Source organism: Streptomyces sp. NPDC003379 (genome assembly GCF_053589195.1).
Window position 1 is genome coordinate 129,194 of record NZ_JBSFRK010000007.1, and the last position, 19,395, is coordinate 148,588.

Consider the following 19,395-nt stretch of genomic DNA (forward strand, 5'->3'; position numbering starts at 1 on the left):
CCGCCCGAGCCGTTCAGGTTCCCGATCCGGACGGCTCGGTCGGAACGGATTCCGCGATGTCCAGTGCCCGCTCCCTGGACGCCACCCCTTCGAGCCGCAGCGTCAGCTTCTGTCCCCGCGTCCACAGCAGGGTCGGGCCCGCCGTCCGCTCCGAGCGGGTCCACCGCTCGCCGTCCTCGTCCCGCATCCAGAACGTCAGCCGATGCGGGCGCGCGAACCACAGACCTTGATCACGTCCGACGTCGACGAAGTCCGGCAGCTCCCGCACCGTCTTGCCGAACCCCGGGTCGAGGAGGGCAGGGAACTCATCGAGCCGTACCGTCCGGCCACCTTCGCGCCAGCAGAGGCTGACCAGGACGCGGCCGCCCGGTTCGCGCGTCACCGACACCGCGTCCGGCGTGCCGAGCGACCGCGGCACCGCGGGCGTGAACCCGGAGCGGCTCCGCGCCTCCTCCAGCGACACGGGATCATCGCAACCGGGCACGCCGCGCCCGGCCGACGGTGACGCCGACGGGTCGTACCGCACCTCGACCCCGCCGAAGTCGAACCATTCGAAGACCGCCGCCCGCACCGGAGGCGTGAGCGCGAGCACCGTGAGCACTCCGCACAGCCCGGCCGTGACCACCCGCCACCGCGCCCGCAGCCCGCGCCGCAGACCGCGCCGCAACCGGCGCAGCCGCTCGGCGGGGCCGGTCGGCTCGGGGGCCGGGGGCGGGCCGCTCTCCGCGAGTATCTGCGCGATGACACGCTCGGCCATCGTCTCCCCGCGCGCGCCACCCGCGCCGTCCGCGCCCCGCGCGTCCATCGAGCGGCCGAGCGCCCGCAGCTCCTGCCGGAGCCGCTCCCGCTTGTCACCGTCCGACTCGCCGTGCCGCTCACTCATTTCCCTCACCTCCTTCCCCGGGAAGCAGCCGGCCCAGTGCGCGCAGCGCGCGGTTCAACCGGGACTTCACCGTGCCCCGCGGCCAGCCGAGCGCCTGGGCCGTCTCCGCCTCGTCCATCTCCAGGAGATAGCGGTAGATGACGACCATGCGGTGATCTTCGCCGAGCTGGTCCAGGGCGGCGAGCAGCGCCGTCCTGCGCTCGTCCCGCACGGCGGCCACCGCCGGGTCGGCCGATTCCGGTATCAGTGGCTCCGCCTCTATGAGCGCCGCCTCCCGTCCGACGACCGACCGCTGCCGGACCGCCGAACGCACTGTGTTCCTCGTCTCATTGGCGACGATCGCGAGCAGCCACGGCTTGAACGCCGAGCCGTCCCGGAACCGCCCCAGCGAGCAGTACGCCTTGAAGAAGGCCTGCTGCACCACGTCTTCCGCGTCCGATCCCGCGCCGAGTGCCACCGCCGCCCTGAGTGCGATGCCGGTGAACTCGCGCACCAAGTCCGCGTACGCCTCCGCTTCTCCGGCGCGCACGCGGGCGATCACCACACCCTCGTCGACGACGCGGCCCCCCTCCAGGACCTCCCCCTGTGTCCTCACACTCTTGATACACCGGTCGGGTGCGATCGGTTCCCACCGTCCCAAGCCTGTTTCCGAGCTATGAGAGTGACCTGAGAGAATGGGCCCCATGGCCTCTGAACGACCTCGTGTGCTCTCCGGGATCCAGCCCACCGCCGGCTCGTTCCACCTCGGCAACTACCTCGGCGCGGTCCGCCAGTGGGTCGCGCTGCAGGAGTCCCACGACGCCTTCTACATGGTGGTGGACCTGCACGCGATCACGATTCCGCAGGACCCCGCCGAGCTGCGTGCCAACACCCGGCTCGCCGCCGCCCAGCTGCTCGCCGCCGGTCTCGACCCCGAGCGCTGCACGCTCTTCGTCCAGAGCCACGTCCCCGAGCACGCCCAGCTCGCCTGGGTGATGAACTGCCTCACCGGCTTCGGCGAGGCCTCCCGCATGACGCAGTTCAAGGACAAGTCCGCCAAGCAGGGCGCCGACCGCGCCTCCGTCGGCCTGTTCACGTACCCGGTCCTGCAGGTGGCGGACATCCTGCTGTACCAGGCCCACGAGGTCCCGGTCGGCGAGGACCAGCGCCAGCACATCGAGCTCACCCGTGACCTCGCCGAGCGCTTCAACGGCCGGTTCGGGGAGACGTTCACCGTTCCGTCGGCGTACATCCTCAAGGAGACGGCGAAGATCTACGACCTTCAGGACCCGTCGATCAAGATGAGCAAGTCGGCGTCCACGCCGAAGGGCCTGATCAACCTCCTCGACGAGCCCAAGGCCACCGCCAAGAAGGTCAAGAGCGCCGTCACCGACACGGACACGGTGGTCCGCTATGACGTGGCGGAGAAGGCGGGCGTCAGCAACCTCCTCAGCATCTACTCCACGCTCACCGGAACCGGTATCGCGGAACTGGAGCAGAAGTACGTCGGCAAGGGCTACGGTGCGCTGAAGACCGACCTCGCCGAGGTCATGGTCGAGTTCGTGACCCCGTTCCGGGACCGCACCCAGGAGTACCTGGACGACCCGGAGACGCTCGACTCGATCCTGGCCAAGGGCGCGGAGAAGGCACGTGCCGTCGCCGCCGAGACCCTCGCGCAGGCGTACGACAGGGTGGGCTTCCTGCCCGCCAAGCACTAGCCCCGCAGGACCGAGCACGACAACCGCACCGCGCTGTTCAGCGAGCAGCGCCCCCTGCCCATCGACACGACGACAGGAGTACGACGTGGGGACCGTAACGATCGGCGTCTCGATCGCGGTCCCGGAGCCACACGGCAGCCTGCTCCAGGAGCGGCGTGCGGGCTTCGGGGACCCCGCGGCGCACGGCATCCCCACGCACGTGACCCTGCTGCCTCCTACTGAAGTGGAGGCGTCCGCGCTGCCCGCGGTCGAGGCGCACCTCCTCTCCGTCGCGGCGGCCGGCCGGCCCTTCCCGATGCGGCTTTCGGGCACGGGCACCTTCCGTCCGCTGTCACCGGTCGTCTTCGTGCAGGTGGTGGCGGGCGGCGCGGCCTGTTCCTGGTTGCAGGAGCGGGTGCGGGACGCGTCGGGGCCGATGGCGCGCGAACTGCAGTTCCCGTACCACCCGCACGTCACGGTGGCGCACGGCATCTCCGAAGAGGCCATGGACCGGGCGTACGAGGAGCTTTCGGAGTACGAGGCCGAGTGGCCCTGCACCGGATTCGCGTTGTACGAGCAGGGGTCCGACGGTGTCTGGCGCAAGCTGCGCGAGTTCGTCTTCGGTGGCCCCCTGGTGCCCCCTCAGACGCCTTCCACGGCCGTCCGGGGTACGCTGCCCGCTCGCTGACCGGGGGAGCCCTCGGCCGACCGTGCCGGGGGGGATCATGCGTGGATCAGCGGCCGCCGTCGCCGTGCTCGCCGTCATGGCGGCCGGCTGTGGCGCGGAGAAGCGCGGCGGGGACGCCGACGGCGAGCCGGGCAAGCCGCGCGCGACCGGGCTCTCCTGGGCGTACGAGCGCATCGACGACGAGAACGGCGAGCTGATCGACGGGGCCGCCATGGCGCCGGACGACATCTGGGCCCTGGGCAGCGACGGCGTCGGCGCGGACGGGCGGCCGGCGAAGGGGCACCTGCTGCACTTCGACGGCGAGAAGTGGTCGCGGAAGCCGATGCCGGTCGCGGGTGTCCCCGCTGTCTCGCGGATGGAGTACCTGGGGTCGGCGGGCATCTGGCTGAGCACTGTGGAAGGGACCGCTTCGGCGCCGGAGAATCCCCGCTACGCCCTCTGGGACGGCACCCGGTGGGGCCCCGTGAGGAACGCTCCGACGGGCCCGCTCACGGACGTCGAGGTCATCGCGCCCGACGACGTGTGGGTGCTCCGGGGCGACGGCAGGGTCACGCACTGGGACGGCGGCCGCTGGACGGTGACGCCCATGCCCGCGGAGAAGGTCGTGGCCCTCGCCGGTTCGGCCCGCAACGACGTGTGGGCGGTCGGCTCCCGCACGACGGGGCCGGGCATCGGCGGCGCGGGAGGCCAGGTGTCGCAGCCCGCCGCGATGCACTTCGACGGTGAGAAGTGGACGCTCATCAAGACCGAGACGTTCCGCTTCTCCGCCCCGGTGCCGCCCGAACCCTTCGCCGCGTTCAGGGAGATCGACGTCGCCTCCAAGACGTACGCCCGTGTCTCCGGAGACCATTCCTTCAAGGGATATGACGCGGAAGAGAACCCCGACCCGCGGCCGTCGTCCTTCACGCTGCGCTGGGACGGCTCCCGTTGGACGCAGGACGAGCCGTTCCCCGGAGCGTGCCGGTACCGGCGCCCCGTGATGAGGGACGGCGACGGTGGCTTCTTCATGGACGGCAACTGGCACCTTGCCGCCGACGGCACCTGCACCAAGATCAAGAAGCCGCGGCTGCTGCCCAACGTTGGAGGTGTGCGCCCGGAGTCGCAGCAGCAGCTCTGGCTCAAGAGGATCGTTCCGGTACCGGGCACGGACAAGGTGATCGGTTTTGGGACGGTCGACGTGCTGCAGAGCGGGGCGCCCGCGTCCAAGGCCGTCGTCGTCACTCTGAAGCGCTAGGGGACCGCCATGAAGAAGACAGCAGCGGTCCTGGCCTCCCTGGCCCTCGCCGTGGCGGGCTGCGGCAGTGATGACCGGGGTACCGCGCGGCGTCCGGCGACCGGCTCGCCGGCTTCCGCCGAGGGTGGCTCGTGGCGCCTGCAGTACGTCGACAAGGTGGGGAAGGGGGAACTGACCACCGTCACCGCGCCCTCCGGGGACCACATCTGGGCGGCGGGCTACGAGAGGGGCGACGGCAGCATGACCGACGACCCCGACGACCAGTACCTGCTGCACTACGACGGCACCGACTGGCGGCGTCAGAAGCTGCCGGCCGAACTCGACGGGAACATCCACCGGCCGCGGCTCGACTCCTCGGGCCCGGACAACGTGTGGATCTTCGGCTCCGGCCTCGACTCCGATCCCGACGCGGTGCAGAGCGCGGCACGCTGGGACGGCACCCGCTGGCACCGTGTCCGGTTGCCACAGGGCGAAGGCGCCATCGAAGAGGTCAAGGTCTTCGCCCCCGACGACGTATGGATGCTGCGAGGCTCGAAACAGATCACGCACTGGGACGGCACGCGCTGGAACGCCCATGCGCTGCCCGCGGTGGCCACCACACTCGACGGCACGGCGAGCGACGACCTATGGGTGGTCGGTTTCCGCACGAGTGGCCCCGGAGTGGGCGGTGCCGGCGGTGAGCTCAACCAACCCGCCGCGATGCACTGGGACGGCGCGTCGTGGACGACCACCCAGACGCCGAACTACCGCTTCCCGGCGCCCGTTCCGCCGGAACCGGGAGCCTCCCTCGCCGGTGTGGAGGCGGTGTCTCCCAAGGAGGCGTGGGCGTACGGCTCGCACACCTTCAACCACGGAGAGGCCGAGAGGGAGCCCTCCATCGAGCACATACTGCTGCGCTGGGACGGCTCCCGCTGGCACGAGCAGAAGGGCGGGGACCAGGACCCGTGCCTCTCCAAGGCCATCGCCACGCACGGCGAGGACGGAGGTCTGCTCTTCGGAGTACGTCACTACCGCTCGCCGCAGGGCCGCTGCACCGAGCTGTCCTGGCCGCGCCTGCCCGCGAAGGGCGAGATCACGGCCAAGGGAAAGCAACAGCTCTGGCTCGACCCGATCGTCCCGGTGCCGGGCACGAGGAAGTTCGTCGGGGCGGGGAAGGTCTACGTGCTGCAGAGCAGCGGCCCGCTGACCCTGCCGGTGGTCGCCACGTACGAACCGCCGAAGGGCCGTTAGGCCGTCGGCCGCGCCTGCGGGGGCCCTCAGAGCGGCAGACGCCGGAACACCGGCCTCGGTACGTGCCGCAGCGCCGACATGATCACCCGCAGCACCCCGGGCACCCACACCGTCTCCGAGCGTCGCCGCAGACCGGTCTCGATGGCCTCCGCCACCGCCTCCGGGGTGGTCGCCATGGGGGCCTCCTCCAGGCCCGCCGTCATCTTCGAACGTACGAAGCCGGGGCGGACGACCATCACGTGCACCCCGGTGCCGTACAGCGCGTCTCCGAGGCCCTGGGTGAAGGCGTCCAGGCCCGCCTTGCTGGAGCCGTAGATGAAGTTGGAGCGGCGTGCCCGCTCGCCCGCCACCGAGGAGAGCACCACCAAGGAGCCGTGCCCCTGGGACTGCAGCGCCCGCGCGCACACCAGGCCCGCGGAGACCGCCCCGGTGTAGTTGGTCTGGGCGACGCGCACCGCGGAGAGCGGTTCGTCCTCGTCGTGCGCCTGGCTGCCGAGGATGCCGAAGGCGAGCAGCACCATGTCGATGTCGCCCTCGGCGAAGATCTTGCCGAGGCTCTCCTCGTGCGACTCGGGGTCGAGCGCGTCGAAGGCGACGGTGCGCACCTCCGCCCCCATGTCGCGCAGCCCGGACGCGGCGCTCTCCAGAGCCGGTGAGGGGCGGCCGGCCAGCCACACCGTGCGGGTGCGGCGGGCGACGAGACGCCGGGCGGTGGCGAGCCCGATCTCCGAGGTGCCGCCGAGGACGAGCAGGGACTGAGGGGTGCCGAAGGCGTCTTTCATGAGTACCGGTCTCCTAGAGGGCGAGGCGGCGCGAGAGGTCCGAGCGGAACACGCCGCGCGGGTCAAGATCGGCGCGCAGTGCGCGGAAGTCGTCCAGCCGCGGATACATCGCGGCGAGCATCTCGGGCCGCAGCCGCGAGTCCTTGGCGAGGTAGACGCGCCCGTCGGCGGCGGCCACCTCCTCGTCGAGCTCGTCGAGGAAGACGCCGAGGCCCGGCAGGTTCGCGGGGATGTCGAGCGCGAGCGTCCAGCCGGGCATCGGGAACGACAGCCAGCCGGGATCGCCCTCTCCGAAGCGCTTCAGTACGGCGAGGAAGGACGGGCAGCCGCGCTCGGAGATGCGCCGTACGACGCGGCGCAGGGCCTCTTCCTTGCCGTACCCGACGACGAATTGGTACTGCACGAAACCGCCGCGTCCGTAGATGCGGTTCCAGTGGGGGACGCCGTCCAGAGGGTGGAAGAAGGCGGACATCTTCTGGAGTTCGCCGGTGCGGGAGCGGGGCGCCTTGCGGTACCACAGCTCGTTGAAGAGACCCACCGAGGCCTTGCCGAGCAGCCCTTCCGGTACGAAGGAGGGAGCGGCGGGGAGCTGACCCGGGCGGAACGCAAGCGGGGCTCTACGCGCGCGTGCCCGTGCCGGAAGCGCGTCCAGGGGGGCGTGATCGCCGCGGGTCAGGACCGAGCGGCCCATGGACGTCCCGCGCGCGAGGAGGTCGATCCAGGCCACCGAGTAGCGGTAGCGGTGGTCGGTCGCGGTGAGGCGGGCCATCAAGTCGTCGAGGTCCGTCGCGCGCTCCGTGTCGACGCACATCAAGGACGTCTCGACCTCCTGGAGCCGGACCGTCGCCGACACGATGAGCCCGGTCAGGCCCATGCCGCCCGCCGTGGCGTCGAACAGGGGGGTGCCCGGCGTGACGGTGTGGACCGTGCCGTCTGCGGTGAGCAGGTCCATCGCGAGCACGTGGCGGGAGAACGACCCCGAGACGTGGTGGTTCTTGCCGTGGATGTCGGCGCCGATGGCCCCGCCGACCGTCACATAGCGGGTCCCCGGAGTCACCGGCACGAACCAGCCGAGGGGGAGCAGGACTTCCATCAGACGGTGCAGCGAGACGCCCGCGTCGCAGACGACCGTGCCCGCGTCGGCGTCGATGGCGCGCACCCGGTCCAGGCCCGTCATGTCGAAGACGTCGCCGCCCGCGTTCTGCGCCGCGTCGCCGTACGCCCGGCCCAGGCCTCTGGCGATGCCGCCGCGCTCGCCGCAGTCGCGTACGGCGGCCGCGGCCTCCTCCTGTGTGCGGGGTCTCACCAGCCGGGCTGTGGTCGGGGCCGTGCGCCCCCAACCGGAGACGGACACGGCTTCAGAGGGCGTCAGGGCGGGGGAGTCGGCAGGCATGGCACCGACCGTAGCGCCCGCTTGGAGGTGCTTCGCAATAAATCATCCCTACTCTCACCGAAATGGGTGATTGAGCGAGTGTCATCCAAGATTGCCGGAATTATTTGAGGGTTGGCTAGAAGAGTCGAGGTGCCCAGCTCTCGAATCTCTTCGGATGTCTTCGAAAAAGAGGCCACATGCACGACATGGACCACAGGTTGCTGTCGGCCCTGCGCGACTGCGGCACCGACCCGCGCGTGGCCACCGCCGCGCGCGCCCTCTCCTGGAGCGGCGAGCACGGCGCCCTCTGGATCGCCGCCGGGCTCGTGGGCGCCGCCGTGGACCGCGAGCGGCGCGGCGCCTGGCTGCGGGCGACGGCGCTGACCGCCGCCGCCCACCTGGCCAGCATGGGCGTCAAGCGGGTCGTCCGCCGCCCACGCCCCGCAGGCCGCGGCGGCACCGAGCCCCTCGTGCGCACCGCGGGCCGGCACTCCTTCCCCAGCTCGCACGCCACCTCGGCGGCCGCGGCCACCGTCGCGTACGGAGCGCTGCGCCCCGTCGGCGCCCACCTCGTGCCACCGCTGGCCGCCGCGATGTGCGTCTCCCGGATGGTCGTCGGCGTGCACTACCCCTCGGACGTGGCCGCGGGCGCGGCGCTCGGCGCGCTCACCGCGCGCGTGGGAGCCGCCTGGATGAACGGGGGCCGCAGCCATGCCTGAACGTATCTCCACCGTCCTGGAGCGCCCTCGTCCGCCCCAGCCGTCCCGGCCGGGCCCCATCAGCCTGCCGCTCGGCCTCCTGAAGACCGCGCGCCCCCGCCAGTGGGTGAAGAACGTCCTGGTCGTCGCGGCTCCCGCGGCGGCGGGCGAGCTCTTCTCGCGCCATGCCCTCACGCAACTCGCGATCGTCTTCGGGCTGTTCACGGCCGCCGCGTCCGCCGTCTACCTGATCAATGACGCGCGCGACGCGGACGCCGACCGCGCCCACCCCACCAAGTGCCGCAGGCCGGTCGCGGCCGGGCAGGTGCCGGTGCCCGTCGCCTACACCGTCGGAGGGCTCCTGGCGGCCCTCGCACCGCTGGCCGCCGCCGTCCTGTGCACCCCGCTGACCGCCGCGCTCCTGGCCGCGTACGTCGGCATGCAACTCGCCTACTGCGTCAGCCTCAAGCACGTCCTCGTCGTCGACCTCACGATCGTCACGACCGGCTTCCTGATGCGCGCCATGATCGGCGGCCTCGCGCTCGACATCCCGCTCTCGCGCTGGTTCCTGATCACCACGGGGTTCGGCGCGCTCTTCATGGTCTCCGCCAAGCGCTACTCCGAAGCCGTCCAGATGTCCGCAGGCACGGAGAGACTGGGCGCCACGCGCGCGTTGCTCACCGAGTACACCACCGGCTATCTGCGCTTCGTATGGCAGCTGGCCGCCGGGGTCGCCGTCCTCGCGTACTGCCTGTGGGCCATGGAAGAGGGCGGCAGCACGGCCAACGGCAGTCTGCTGCCCTGGCGTCAGCTGTCCATGACGGCCTTCATCCTCGCCATCCTGCGCTACGCCGTCTTCGCCGACCGGGGCACCGCGGGCGAGCCGGAGGACGTCGTCCTGCGGGACAGGGCGCTCGCCGTGATCGGCATGGTGTGGGTGGCGATGTACGGGCTCGCCGTCGCGGACTGGTGAGTTTGAATTCCCTACGCGGACGTCTGCGTTCGCTCGGACCCGAGCTGCTGGGCTTCGCCGCCGCCGGGATCTGCGCGTACGCGGCCGACCTCGGCCTCTTCATCTGGCTGCGCGGGCCCGTGGGCATGGACCCGCTGACCGCCAAATCGCTCTCCTTCGTAGCGGGCTGCTCCGTGGCGTACGCGGGCAACGCGCTCGGCACCTACCGGCGCAGGGCCGCCGGGGTCCCACGGCTGCGCCAGTACGCGGTGTTCTTCGCCGTCAACGTCGCCGGCGCCCTCGTCCAACTGCTGTGCATCGCCGTGTCCCACTACGGGCTCGGCCTCACCTCGCAGCGCGCGGACACCGTCTCGGGCGCAGGCGTCGGCATGGCCCTCGCCACCGTTCTGCGGTTCTGGGGAACCCGGACGCTGGTGTTCCGCGTGTCGGGCGGTACTCCGGGCACGTCTTCGGACAGGACAGCAGGCAGGGAGGCCTCATGGACTGGCTGAAGAGACTGCCCGGCATCGGGCCGCTCGTCGAGAAGGGCATGCGCACGCACGCATGGCGCGCCTACGAACGGCTCGACGGCGTCCACTGGACCCGCCTCGCGGCCGCGATGACCTTCATCAGCTTCCTGGCGCTGTTCCCGCTGCTGACCGTCGCCGCCGCGATCGCCGCGGCGACGCTCTCCAAGAAGCAGCAGAACACCCTGGAGAACAGGCTCTCCGAGCAGGTCCCCGGCATCTCCGACCAGCTCGACCTCGACGCCCTGGTCGCCAACGCGGGCACCGTCGGCCTCGTCGCGGGCGCCCTGCTGCTCTTCACCGGAATCGGCTGGATCGGCTCCATGAGGGAGTGCCTGCGGGCCGTCTGGGAGCTGCCGGACGAGGAGGAGAACCCCGTCCTGGGCAAGGTCAAGGACGCCAGGGTGCTCATCGGGCTCGGCGGCACGGGCCTCGCCTCGTTCGCCGCGTCCGCGCTCGCCTCGACCGCCGTCGGCTGGACCGCCGACCTCCTCGGCATCGACGAGACGGGCTGGGGAGCGGTCCTGCTCCAGGTCGCCGCGTTCGCGATCGCCGTCCTCGCGGACTTCCTGCTGCTGCTCTACGCCCTGACGCTGCTGCCCGGCGTCCAGCCGCACCGGCGCGACCTGCTCACCGCCGGGCTGATCGGCGCGGCCGGCTTCGAGCTGCTCAAACTGCTGCTCGGCGGCTACATGAAGGGGGTCGCAGCCAAGAGCATGTACGGCGCGTTCGGCGTGCCCGTGGCGATGCTCCTGTGGATCAACTTCACCGCGAAGCTGCTGCTGTTCTGCGCCGCCTGGACGGCGACGCAGAAGGCCTCACATACGGCGGAGCACCCGGACGCCGCGGAGGGCGAGGAGACTCCCGCCGTCAGTCCTGACGCGGGCGACGGCCGGCCTGGCCCGGCAGCGGCATCCGGCGCCTGACGACGAAGACGCCCGCGGCGAGCAGCACGACCACGCCGCCCGTCACCGCCAGCGCGATGCCCATGCCGCTCGACCCTCCGTCGGAGGCGTGCGCCATGTTCGCGGCGGCGGCGCCGCTCTTGCCGTCACCACTGCCCGGAGCGCCCTTGCCCGCACCCGTGGCACCCTTCGGCGCGACCAGCTCACCCACCGGGTCGACCTTGCCCGCGGCCTTGAAGCCCCAGTCGAAGAGCCGCTCCGTCTCCTTGTAGACCGCGTGGGGCTCTCCGGAGGAGGGGTTCATGACGGTGACAAGGAGAACCTTGCCGCCGCGTTCGGCGACACCGGTGAAGGTGTTGCCCGCGTTCGTGGTGGTGCCGTTCTTGACGCCCGCGATGCCCTTGTAGGGCTCGACGCCCAGGGCGCCGGTGAGCAGTCGGTTGGTGTTCTGGATCCCGAAGGACTCGCGCTTCGTCCTGCCCTTGTCCTTGCCCTTGGTGATCTTCTTCGTCTCACCGGGGAACTGGGCGGTGGCCGTCGAGCAGTACTCCCGGAAGTCCTTCTTCTGCAACCCGGAGCGGGCGAACAGCGTCAGGTCGTACGCCGAGGAGACCTGCCCCTTGGCGTCGTAACCGTCCGGCGAGACCACGTGGGTGTCCAGGGCCTGGAGGTCCTCGGCGTGCTTCTGCATGTCCTTGACGGTCTTGTCGACGCCGTCGTTCATCGCGGACAGCACGTGCACCGCGTCGTTGCCCGACCGCAGGAACACGCCGAGCCACAGGTCGTGGACGGAGTACGTCTCGTTCTCCTTGATGCCGACCATGCTGCTGCCCGAGCCGATGCCCTCCAGGTCGGAGAGCTCGACCTTGTGCTTCTGCGTCTTGGGGAACTTCGGAAGGACCGTGTCCGCGAAGAGCATCTTGAGGGTGCTCGCCGGGGGCAGCCGCCAGTGCGCGTTGTGCGAGGCGAGGACCTCGCCGGACTCCGCGTCCGAGACGATCCAGGAGCGCGCCGAAAGGTCCTTGGGCAGCACGGGGGCACCCGACTTGAGCTTCACCTGGGTGCCCGGCTCGCCGAGCTGTGCGCCGCCGACGGTCGACATCGAAGCGGGCGGCTTCGGCTGGTCCTTGTCGTCCGGCTTCCCGTCCGCGAAAGCGGGGGCGGTGGCGGACATCGTCAGCAATGTCGCGGAAGCGAGCAGCAAGGCGGCTTTTCTGGAGGCAGGCACGGACGAGAACGTACAGGGCGCGGACATGGGCCCCGCCGCCGAGGTGCGCTGTGTCCCGTCGTCCCCACCCCGGCGGCGACGCGGCAGAGAACCTCGCGATACTGAACGCATGAAGCTCAGCCGCCCTGTCTCCTGGTTCCTGCTCGCCTTCGGGGTGTGGAGCTGGTTCATCTGGATCACTTTCGTCAAGAACCTGTGGAAGGACGGCAGCGGGCTCGCCTTCGATGACGCGGGAGACCCGACCGGGTACTTCTGGGTGCACCTGACGCTCGCCGTTGTCTCCTTTGTCTTGGGGACGGTGGTAGGGACCATCGGGTTCCGTGGAATCCGCGCTCTGCGCCGTACGTCATAGCCGTGGCCGTCCTCATGGTCCTCATGGGCCTTGCCGTGCTCGCGGCCTTCGCCGGGCTCCACTGGTACGCGTGGCGCCGCCTCGTGCGGGACACGACGGCCGGGCCCGGCCTCGCCCGCCGCGCGGGCACGGTCGTCTTCGTCGCCGGTCCGCTGCTGATGTTCGCCGCGCTCGTGGCGGAACGGACCGGTGCGCCCTTCCTGCTCCAGCAGGTGCTCGCCTGGCCCGGCTTCCTGTGGCTGGCGGTCTCGCTCTACCTGCTGCTCGCGCTGCTCGCGGGGGAGTTGGTGCGTCCCTTGGTGCGGCGGTGGGCGGAACGTACGCCCTCCGGGGACGGGGACGGGGACGGGGACGGGGACGGGGACGCGGTGGAGCCCTCCGAAGACGGGCCCTCCCAAGAGGCTGTCTCCGTAGAGGCCGCCCAGCCCCCCGCCCCCTCCCGCCGTCTCTTCGTCTCCCGTGTCGTCGGGGGCGCCGCCGCGGCCGCCGCCGTGGGGACCGTCGGCTACGGGACGTACGGCGTGCTCCGTGGGCCCAAGGTGAAACGGGTCACCGTGCCGCTGGCCAAACTGCCGCGCGGGGCGCACGGGTTCCGGATCGCCGTGGTCAGTGACGTCCACCTCGGGCCGATACTCGGACGCGGCTTCACGCAGCGCGTGGTCGACACCATCAACGCCACGCAGCCCGATCTGATTGCCGTGGTCGGTGACTTGGTGGACGGCAGCGTCGAGGACCTCGGCCCGGCCGCCGCACCGCTCGCCGGGCTGCGGGCGCGGCACGGCGCGTACTTCGTCACGGGCAACCACGAGTACTTCTCCGGAGCCGAGCAGTGGGTCGACCACGTACGCGAACTCGGTCTGCGCCCGCTCCAGAACGCCCGTACGGAACTGCCCTGGTTCGACCTCGCCGGCGTCGACGACGTGGCGGGCGAGAGCGAGGGCAAGGGCCCCGACTTCGCCAAGGCCCTCGGCGACCGGGACCGCTCACGGGCCTCCGTGCTCCTCGCACACCAGCCGGTCGTCATCCACGACGCCGTCGAGCACGGCGTCGACCTGCAGCTCTCCGGCCACACGCACGGCGGTCAGCTGTGGCCGGGCAACTTCGTGGCGGACCTGGCCAATCCCACGCTCGCGGGTCTTGAGCGGTACGGCGACACGCAGCTCTATGTGTCGCGGGGGGCGGGCGCGTGGGGGCCGCCGGTGCGGGTCGGGGCGCCGTCGGACATCACGGTGGTGGAACTGGCCTCGCGGAACGCCTGAGCCACGCGCCGACAACGCCCGTACGCCCCGCGTCTTTCGCGGCCTTGTCCAGCCGACGGACGCGGAGCATACCGGAGCTGGTCCTGAGCGACGACGTCCTGCGCGACGTCGACCTGTTCGTGGGCGTGGCCAGTGTGGGCAACGACCCGACGTGGCAGGACGGCGGCCCCGCGGGACGCTTCCGCGAGTACTGGACGTCGTACGGATTCGGCGAGCTCGGCCCGGGCGCCGAGACGCGGCGCGAGCTGGTCGCCCGCCTGGCACCGCGCCTCGCGATCGGCGATCGGCGACCGGTGCTCGGTCGAGGGGCGCTTCCTGCGCGCGCGGGGCGAGTTGCACACGTACAAGATCCACCGAGATCCACCTGGGGTCGGGGAACATCCTGCGGTCTCCCTCGGACCAGTACGTGTGCATCGTCCCCTCGGCCACGGGGCCGGTTGTCTGCCCTTCGAGGGCGACCGGACGCCGGTGGTCGTCCTCAGCCGGCTCTGACGGCGCCAGGCTCCTTTGACAGAGGGTCAGGCTCCGGCCCGTCCGCGCGCGTGGGGAGGGTGAACCGGCGTACGCCCGGCACCGCCGCCGTCCCCGCGCACGCCGTGCCCACGACCGCGGCGGCGATCCACAGCGGAGTCGCGGTGCCCCAGGCGCTCGCCATGAGCGGCGCCAGGACGTAGCCGAGCGGCATCGCGGCCATCGAGAGCAGCCAGTCGTACGAGGTGACGCGGGCCAGCACCGAGGACGGTATCGCCGCCTGCACCGACGTCTCCCAGACGGGGCTGAGGAAGCCGAGGCCTGCCTGGGCGAGGCCGTAGGCGGCGATGACGGCGGCCGCGGGGGCCTCGGCGGCGAGCAGCGCGAGCGGCAGGGCGTATGTCGCGAGGCCCAGGTTGGCCATCAGGATCGGCCGCTTGGGCCGGGCCCGCCCGGCGAGCAGCGAGCCGAGCAGCAGCCCGACGGCGCCCGCCTGGAGGATGCCGATCCACACCTCCTCGCCGCCCAGCTCCGCGACGGCGAGGGCGGGACCGAGGGTTATGAGCACGGCGGCGGCGCCGTTCCAGGCGGCGTGGGCGATCAGGCTCGTCCAGTACCAGTCGCGGCGCCGCACCTCCTGCCAGCCCTCGACGAGGTCCTTGCGCAGGGAGCGGTGCGGCTCCGTCGGCGCCTCGCGGCGGATGCGGACGGCCGAGAGCAGGCAGGCGCTGACGGCGAAGGAGACGGCGTCGAGGACGAAGGCCCAGCCGGGTCCCGCCGAGGTGATCAGGAGTCCGGCGAGGGCGGGGCCCGCGAGCGCGGTGCTGCTCCTGACGACGCCGAACAGGGAGTTGGCGCCGTGCCGGTCCTTCTCCGTGACCGTGCCGGTGATCAGCCGCGGCAGCGTCGGCATGGCGAAGGCGGAGGCGGCGCCGCCGACGGCCTCGGCCGCCGCGATGTGCCACAAGCGCGGGTCGCCGCCCAGCAGTTCGACGCCCACGAAGAGCTGGACCCCGCAGCGCACCAGGTCGGTGGTGAGGGCGATGGTACGGGCGTTGAAGCGGTCCGCGACGACCCCGCCGAGCGGCAGCAGGAGCAGCCGGGGCCCCATCGCGCAGCCGAGCACGAGGGCGAGCGCGGAGCTGGAGCCGGTGGCGCGCAGCACGGCGAGGGCGAGGGCCGCGGGGATCACGGCGTCGCCGATCATGGACAGGGTGCGGCCGAGGAAGAGCAGCCGGAAGGGGCGGTTGCGCAGCAGCGGATACGACGGGATGCGGGGGAGCGGCAGCGGCAGCGGCATGCGGGGACAGTATTTCGCTTCCGAAGTATTCGTCAACGAAATATCTGATGCCGAAGGGGAGGGCGTTAGTGTCGTCGGCATGGCGGAAAAGCAGAGCCCGGATCAGAGCGACGCGGCCGACGGGCAGCAGGCCCGGGACTGGACCGAGCGGGACTGGACCGACGGGCACGTCGAGCGGTGGCTCCCCGTGCTGCCCACGCTCGACCCGGACATCGAGGGCGCGGTCACCCGCATGAGCAAGCTCACCGTCCATCTGCGCCGCGTGCGCGAGCAGTCCCTCGCCGACTTCGAGCTGGACCGCCAGGAGTTCGACACCCTGCACAAGCTGGCGGGCCGCGGCGGCGCGGCGAGCCCCTCCGAGCTCGCCGCGGACCTCGACCTCGCTCCGGCCTCCGTCACGGGCCGCCTGGACGGCCTGGAGCGCCGCGGCCTGGTCCGCCGTACGCCGTCCAGAAGGGACCGCCGCCGGGTCGACGTGGAGCTGACGGAGTCGGGCAGGGCGACGTGGCGCGGGGCGATGGCCGTCCTCGGCCACGAGGAGGAGCGCCTCCTCGGCGTGCTCCCCGCGGCGGAGCGGGCGCGGCTCTCCGACATGCTGCGCCGGATCATGCTGGTGGCGGAGGCCGACGGGGGCGCCGGCTGGCGGTAGCTCCCCGTTTCAGGAACTCCGCGCCAGCTCCGGGCGCTTGAGGTAGTCCGTGAAGCCGATGACGTTGCCCCACGGGTCGGCGATCTCCACGGTCCACCCGGTGGCGACGGAGAACGGCTCGGCGAGCAGCACGACCCCCGCGTCCGCGAGCGCCCGCCCCTTGGCACGGGCGTCCCGGACCTCCAGCCACACGCGGGGCGAGGGCCACGGAGGCGTACGCGGCATGATGCCGTCCTCCACGCGCAGCAGGAGGCCGGGGGTCTCCTTGCCCACCTTCAGGATGGCGAGCCCGATCTCGTCGAGCCGGAACGAGACCGGGAACCCGGCGCGTTCGTAGAATCCGACGGCCTCGCCGAGGTCGCCGACGGGAAGCAGGACGTTGTCGAAGCCGAGCAGCTCCGCGGAGGGCTCAACGGACAGGCCGACCGGCTGGTTGTCTGACATGTCTGACATTCCGCCAGCGTAGGACGGTGGCCGCGGGGCGGGCGCAGGCGCGCGAGGACGATGCCGCGAGCGCCCCCATCTGGCCCGCACCGGGGCGCCCGCCCGGTGAGCGACGGCACCTTGCGGTCCTCGCCCCGGCGCACCGGACGAAGACGATGACGAAAGCGGCCCCGCTCCGGAGAAGGAGCGGGGCCACAGTGACGTACGGGCGGAAGCCGGGTCAGTAGCGACGCGTGATCAGCGCGCGCTTGACCTCCTGGATCGCCTTCGTGACCTCGATGCCACGCGGGCACGCGTCCGTGCAGTTGAACGTCGTGCGGCAACGCCACACGCCGTCCTTGTCGTTGAGGATCTCCAGGCGCTGCTCGCCCGCCTCGTCACGGCTGTCGAAGATGAAGCGGTGCGCGTTCACGATCGCGGCCGGGCCGAAGTACTGGCCGTCGTTCCAGAAGACCGGGCACGAGGACGTGCAGGCGGCGCAGAGGATGCACTTCGTCGTGTCGTCGAAGCGCTCGCGGTCCTCGGCGGTCTGCAGACGCTCGCGCGTCGGCTCGTTGCCCTTCGTGATGAGGAAGGGCATCACGTCGCGGTACGCCTGGAAGAACGGGTCCATGTCGACGACCAGGTCCTTCAGGACCGTCAGACCCTTGATGGGCTCGACCGTGATCGGCTTCTCGGGGTTGATGTCCTTGATCAGGGTCTTGCAGGCGAGCCGGTTGCGGCCGTTGATCCGCATGGCGTCCGAACCGCAGATGCCGTGCGCGCAGGAGCGGCGGAACGTCAGCGTGCCGTCCATGTCCCACTTGACCTTGTGGAGGGCGTCGAGGACACGCTCCTTGGGGTCGATCTCCAGCTGGAAGTCTTCCCAGACGGCGTCCGCCGAGACCTCGGGGTTGAAGCGGCGGACGCGGAGGGTGATCGTGATGTACGGGGAGTCGGCGAAGCCCGCCTCGGGCTTGACGTCTTCCTTGTCGAGGGTCGGGGTTGCCATCAGTACTTACGCTCCATCGGCTGGTAGCGGGTCTGGACGACCGGCTTGTAGTCGAGACGGATCGTCTCTGTGCCGTCGTCGCCGACCTCGCGGTACGCCATGGTGTGGCGCATGAAGTTGACGTCGTCGCGGGTGGGGAAGTCCTCGCGGTAGTGGCCGCCGCGGGACTCCTTGCGGGCGAGCGCGGACTGCGCCATGACCTCGGCGAGGTCGAGCAGGTTGCCCAGCTCGACGGCCTCCAGGAGGTCGGTGTTGAACCGCTTGCCCTTGTCCTGGATCGAGACGTTGAGGTAGCGCTCGCGGAGCTCCGCGATCTTCTCCACCGCCGTCTTGATCGTCTGCTCGGTGCGGAACACCATGACGTTGGCGTCCATGGTCTCCTGCAGCTCCTTGCGGAGCTCGGCGACCCGCTCGGTGCCCGTGGCGTCGCGCAGCCGCTCGACCTGGGAGACGACCAGCTCCTCCGGGTTCTCCGGGAGCTCGACGAAGTCGGCCTTCGCCGCGTACTCGGCGGCGGCGATGCCCGCGCGCTTGCCGAAGACGTTGATGTCCAGGAGCGAGTTGGTGCCGAGGCGGTTGGCGCCGTGGACCGACACGCAGGCCACCTCGCCCGCCGCGTACAGGCCCGGGACGACCGTCGTGTTGTCCGCGAGGACCTCACCCTGGACGTTCGTCGGGATGCCGCCCATGGCGTAGTGCGCGGTCGGCTGGATCGGGATCGGGTCCGTGTAGGGCTCGATGCCGAGGTAGGTGCGCGCGAACTCCGTGATGTCCGGGAGCTTGGCGTCCAGCTGCTCCGGCGGGAGGTGCGTGAGGTCGAGGTAGACGTGGTCGCCCTCGGGACCGCAGCCGCGGCCCTCACGGATCTCCGTGTAGATGGAGCGCGAGACGACGTCACGGGACGCGAGGTCCTTCATGACCGGCGCGTACTTCTCCATGAAGCGCTCGCCGTCCTTGTTGCGCAGGATGCCGCCCTCACCGCGGGCGCCCTCCGTGAGGAGGATGCCCATGCGCCAGATGCCGGTCGGGTGGAACTGGAAGAACTCCATGTCCTCCAGCGGCAGCCCGCGCCGGTAGCAGGCCGCCTGGCCGTCACCGGTGAGCGTGTGCGCGTTCGAGGTCACCTTGAAGAACTTGCCGGTGCCGCCCGAGGCGTAGACCACGGACTTCGCCTGGAAGATGTGGATCTCGCCGGTCGCCAGCTCGTACGCGACGACGCCCGCGCTCTTCTTGACCCCGTCCACCTCGACGATGATCTGGTCGAGGACGTAGAACTCGTTGAAGAACTCCACACCCTCCTTGACGCAGTTCTGGTAGAGGGTCTGGAGGATCATGTGGCCGGTGCGGTCGGCCGCGTAGCAGGACCGGCGGACGGCGGCCTCGCCGTGGTTACGGGTGTGACCGCCGAAGCGGCGCTGGTCGATCGTCCCGTCCGGGGTGCGGTTGAACGGCAGCCCCATCTTCTCCAGGTCGAGGACCGCGTCGATGGCCTCCTTCGCGAGGATCTCGGCGGCGTCCTGGTCGACCAGGTAGTCGCCGCCCTTGATCGTGTCGAAGGTGTGCCACTCCCAGTTGTCCTCCTCCACGTTGGCGAGCGCGGCGGCCATGCCGCCCTGCGCGGCGCCCGTGTGGGAGCGGGTGGGGTACAGCTTGGTGAGCACGGCGGTGCGGCTGCGCTTCGTCGCCTCGATGGCGGCGCGCATGCCGGCGCCGCCCGCGCCGACGATGACGGTGTCGTACTTGTGAATCTTCAC

At 71.2% G+C, this 19,395-nt stretch carries 21 protein-coding genes; 12 read left to right on the top strand and 9 right to left on the bottom strand.

Annotation, left to right across the window (positions count from 1 at the left end):
* Positions 1 to 13 precede the first annotated feature (13 nt).
* Positions 14 to 883, bottom strand: coding sequence for a hypothetical protein (locus ACWDVB_RS08950; RefSeq protein ID WP_451514887.1), 870 nt, complete (start codon positions 881 to 883; stop codon positions 14 to 16).
* On the bottom strand, positions 876 to 1,424 hold the full coding sequence (locus ACWDVB_RS08955; RefSeq protein WP_451515029.1) for an RNA polymerase sigma factor: 549 nt from the start codon (positions 1,422 to 1,424) through the stop codon (positions 876 to 878). The genes ACWDVB_RS08950 and ACWDVB_RS08955 overlap by 8 nt, the downstream gene beginning before the upstream one ends.
* A 142-nt stretch (positions 1,425 to 1,566) precedes the next feature.
* Between ACWDVB_RS08955 and trpS the strand changes: the two genes are divergently transcribed.
* The 4 genes from trpS to ACWDVB_RS08975 all read left to right on the top strand — a co-directional run bounded on the left by trpS (position 1,567) and on the right by ACWDVB_RS08975 (position 5,711).
* On the top strand, positions 1,567 to 2,580 hold the full coding sequence (trpS, locus tag ACWDVB_RS08960; RefSeq protein ID WP_451514888.1) for a tryptophan--tRNA ligase: 1,014 nt from the start codon (positions 1,567 to 1,569) through the stop codon (positions 2,578 to 2,580).
* Between the two features lie 85 nt (positions 2,581 to 2,665).
* The gene (locus ACWDVB_RS08965) at positions 2,666 to 3,247 is read left to right on the top strand and encodes a 2'-5' RNA ligase family protein (protein ID WP_451514889.1); all 582 of its coding nucleotides are present in this window, start codon (positions 2,666 to 2,668) and stop codon (positions 3,245 to 3,247) included.
* A gap of 37 nt (positions 3,248 to 3,284) precedes the next feature.
* Positions 3,285 to 4,481 carry a hypothetical protein gene (locus ACWDVB_RS08970; RefSeq protein ID WP_451514890.1) on the top strand — a complete coding sequence of 399 codons (1,197 nt, stop codon included), beginning with the start codon at positions 3,285 to 3,287 and terminating at the stop codon, positions 4,479 to 4,481.
* Between the two features lie 9 nt (positions 4,482 to 4,490).
* Complete coding sequence (locus tag ACWDVB_RS08975) at positions 4,491 to 5,711, top strand: hypothetical protein (protein WP_451514891.1); 1,221 nt, start codon at positions 4,491 to 4,493, stop codon at positions 5,709 to 5,711.
* A gap of 26 nt (positions 5,712 to 5,737) precedes the next feature.
* Here ACWDVB_RS08975 and ACWDVB_RS08980 read toward each other — a convergent pair whose 3' ends face one another.
* Positions 5,738 to 6,493 carry a decaprenylphospho-beta-D-erythro-pentofuranosid-2-ulose 2-reductase gene (locus ACWDVB_RS08980; RefSeq protein WP_451514892.1) on the bottom strand — a complete coding sequence of 252 codons (756 nt, stop codon included), beginning with the start codon at positions 6,491 to 6,493 and terminating at the stop codon, positions 5,738 to 5,740.
* A 13-nt stretch (positions 6,494 to 6,506) separates the two neighbouring features.
* A complete protein-coding gene (locus tag ACWDVB_RS08985) occupies positions 6,507 to 7,886 on the bottom strand; it encodes an FAD-binding protein (protein ID WP_451514893.1) in 1,380 nt (459 codons plus the stop codon).
* Between the two features lie 176 nt (positions 7,887 to 8,062).
* Between ACWDVB_RS08985 and ACWDVB_RS08990 the strand changes: the two genes are divergently transcribed.
* Genes ACWDVB_RS08990 through ACWDVB_RS09005 form a run of 4 tightly spaced genes read left to right on the top strand, consistent with a single transcriptional unit; the run spans position 8,063 to position 10,968 of the window.
* Positions 8,063 to 8,584 carry a phosphatase PAP2 family protein gene (locus tag ACWDVB_RS08990; RefSeq protein ID WP_451514894.1) on the top strand — a complete coding sequence of 174 codons (522 nt, stop codon included), beginning with the start codon at positions 8,063 to 8,065 and terminating at the stop codon, positions 8,582 to 8,584.
* A complete protein-coding gene (locus ACWDVB_RS08995) occupies positions 8,577 to 9,536 on the top strand; it encodes a decaprenyl-phosphate phosphoribosyltransferase (protein ID WP_451514895.1) in 960 nt (319 codons plus the stop codon). Before ACWDVB_RS08990 ends, ACWDVB_RS08995 begins: the two co-directional genes overlap by 8 nt.
* 2 nt (positions 9,537 to 9,538) lie before the next feature.
* Complete coding sequence (locus ACWDVB_RS09000) at positions 9,539 to 10,027, top strand: GtrA family protein (protein WP_451514896.1); 489 nt, start codon at positions 9,539 to 9,541, stop codon at positions 10,025 to 10,027.
* Entirely contained in the window at positions 10,015 to 10,968 is a 954-nt protein-coding gene (locus ACWDVB_RS09005) for a YihY/virulence factor BrkB family protein (protein ID WP_451514897.1), read from the top strand. Before ACWDVB_RS09000 ends, ACWDVB_RS09005 begins: the two co-directional genes overlap by 13 nt.
* Here ACWDVB_RS09005 and ACWDVB_RS09010 read toward each other — a convergent pair.
* Complete coding sequence (locus ACWDVB_RS09010) at positions 10,913 to 12,121, bottom strand: D-alanyl-D-alanine carboxypeptidase family protein (protein WP_451514898.1); 1,209 nt, start codon at positions 12,119 to 12,121, stop codon at positions 10,913 to 10,915. The genes ACWDVB_RS09005 and ACWDVB_RS09010 overlap by 56 nt on opposite strands.
* Positions 12,122 to 12,284: 163 nt before the next feature.
* Between ACWDVB_RS09010 and ACWDVB_RS09015 the strand changes: the two genes are divergently transcribed.
* The 3 genes from ACWDVB_RS09015 (at position 12,285) to ACWDVB_RS09025 (ending at position 14,278) form a co-directional block, all read left to right on the top strand.
* Entirely contained in the window at positions 12,285 to 12,527 is a 243-nt protein-coding gene (locus tag ACWDVB_RS09015) for an SCO4848 family membrane protein (protein WP_125514575.1), read from the top strand.
* A 14-nt stretch (positions 12,528 to 12,541) separates the two neighbouring features.
* The gene (locus ACWDVB_RS09020) at positions 12,542 to 13,786 is read left to right on the top strand and encodes a metallophosphoesterase (protein WP_451515030.1); all 1,245 of its coding nucleotides are present in this window, start codon (positions 12,542 to 12,544) and stop codon (positions 13,784 to 13,786) included.
* 132 nt (positions 13,787 to 13,918) lie between these two features.
* Positions 13,919 to 14,278 carry a DUF7737 domain-containing protein gene (locus ACWDVB_RS09025; protein ID WP_451514899.1) on the top strand — a complete coding sequence of 120 codons (360 nt, stop codon included), beginning with the start codon at positions 13,919 to 13,921 and terminating at the stop codon, positions 14,276 to 14,278.
* On the opposite strand, the gene ACWDVB_RS09030 is transcribed toward ACWDVB_RS09025, so the two are convergent.
* Entirely contained in the window at positions 14,265 to 15,557 is a 1,293-nt protein-coding gene (locus ACWDVB_RS09030; protein ID WP_451514900.1) for an MFS transporter, read from the bottom strand. The genes ACWDVB_RS09025 and ACWDVB_RS09030 overlap by 14 nt on opposite strands.
* 79 nt (positions 15,558 to 15,636) lie before the next feature.
* Here ACWDVB_RS09030 and ACWDVB_RS09035 point away from each other — a divergent pair, with 79 nt between their 5' ends.
* Positions 15,637 to 16,206 carry a MarR family winged helix-turn-helix transcriptional regulator gene (locus ACWDVB_RS09035; protein WP_451514901.1) on the top strand — a complete coding sequence of 190 codons (570 nt, stop codon included), beginning with the start codon at positions 15,637 to 15,639 and terminating at the stop codon, positions 16,204 to 16,206.
* A gap of 9 nt (positions 16,207 to 16,215) precedes the next feature.
* Here ACWDVB_RS09035 and ACWDVB_RS09040 read toward each other — a convergent pair whose 3' ends face one another.
* The 3 genes from ACWDVB_RS09040 to sdhA form a co-directional block, all read right to left on the bottom strand.
* Positions 16,216 to 16,659 (bottom strand): VOC family protein, encoded by a 444-nt coding sequence (locus ACWDVB_RS09040; RefSeq protein WP_451514902.1) that lies wholly within the window; start codon positions 16,657 to 16,659, stop codon positions 16,216 to 16,218.
* Positions 16,660 to 16,870: 211 nt separating this feature from the next.
* Positions 16,871 to 17,641, bottom strand: coding sequence for a succinate dehydrogenase iron-sulfur subunit (locus ACWDVB_RS09045; RefSeq protein ID WP_451514903.1), 771 nt, complete (start codon positions 17,639 to 17,641; stop codon positions 16,871 to 16,873).
* Positions 17,641 to 19,395 carry a succinate dehydrogenase flavoprotein subunit gene (gene sdhA, locus ACWDVB_RS09050; RefSeq protein WP_451514904.1) on the bottom strand — a complete coding sequence of 585 codons (1,755 nt, stop codon included), beginning with the start codon at positions 19,393 to 19,395 and terminating at the stop codon, positions 17,641 to 17,643. The genes ACWDVB_RS09045 and sdhA overlap by 1 nt, the downstream gene beginning before the upstream one ends.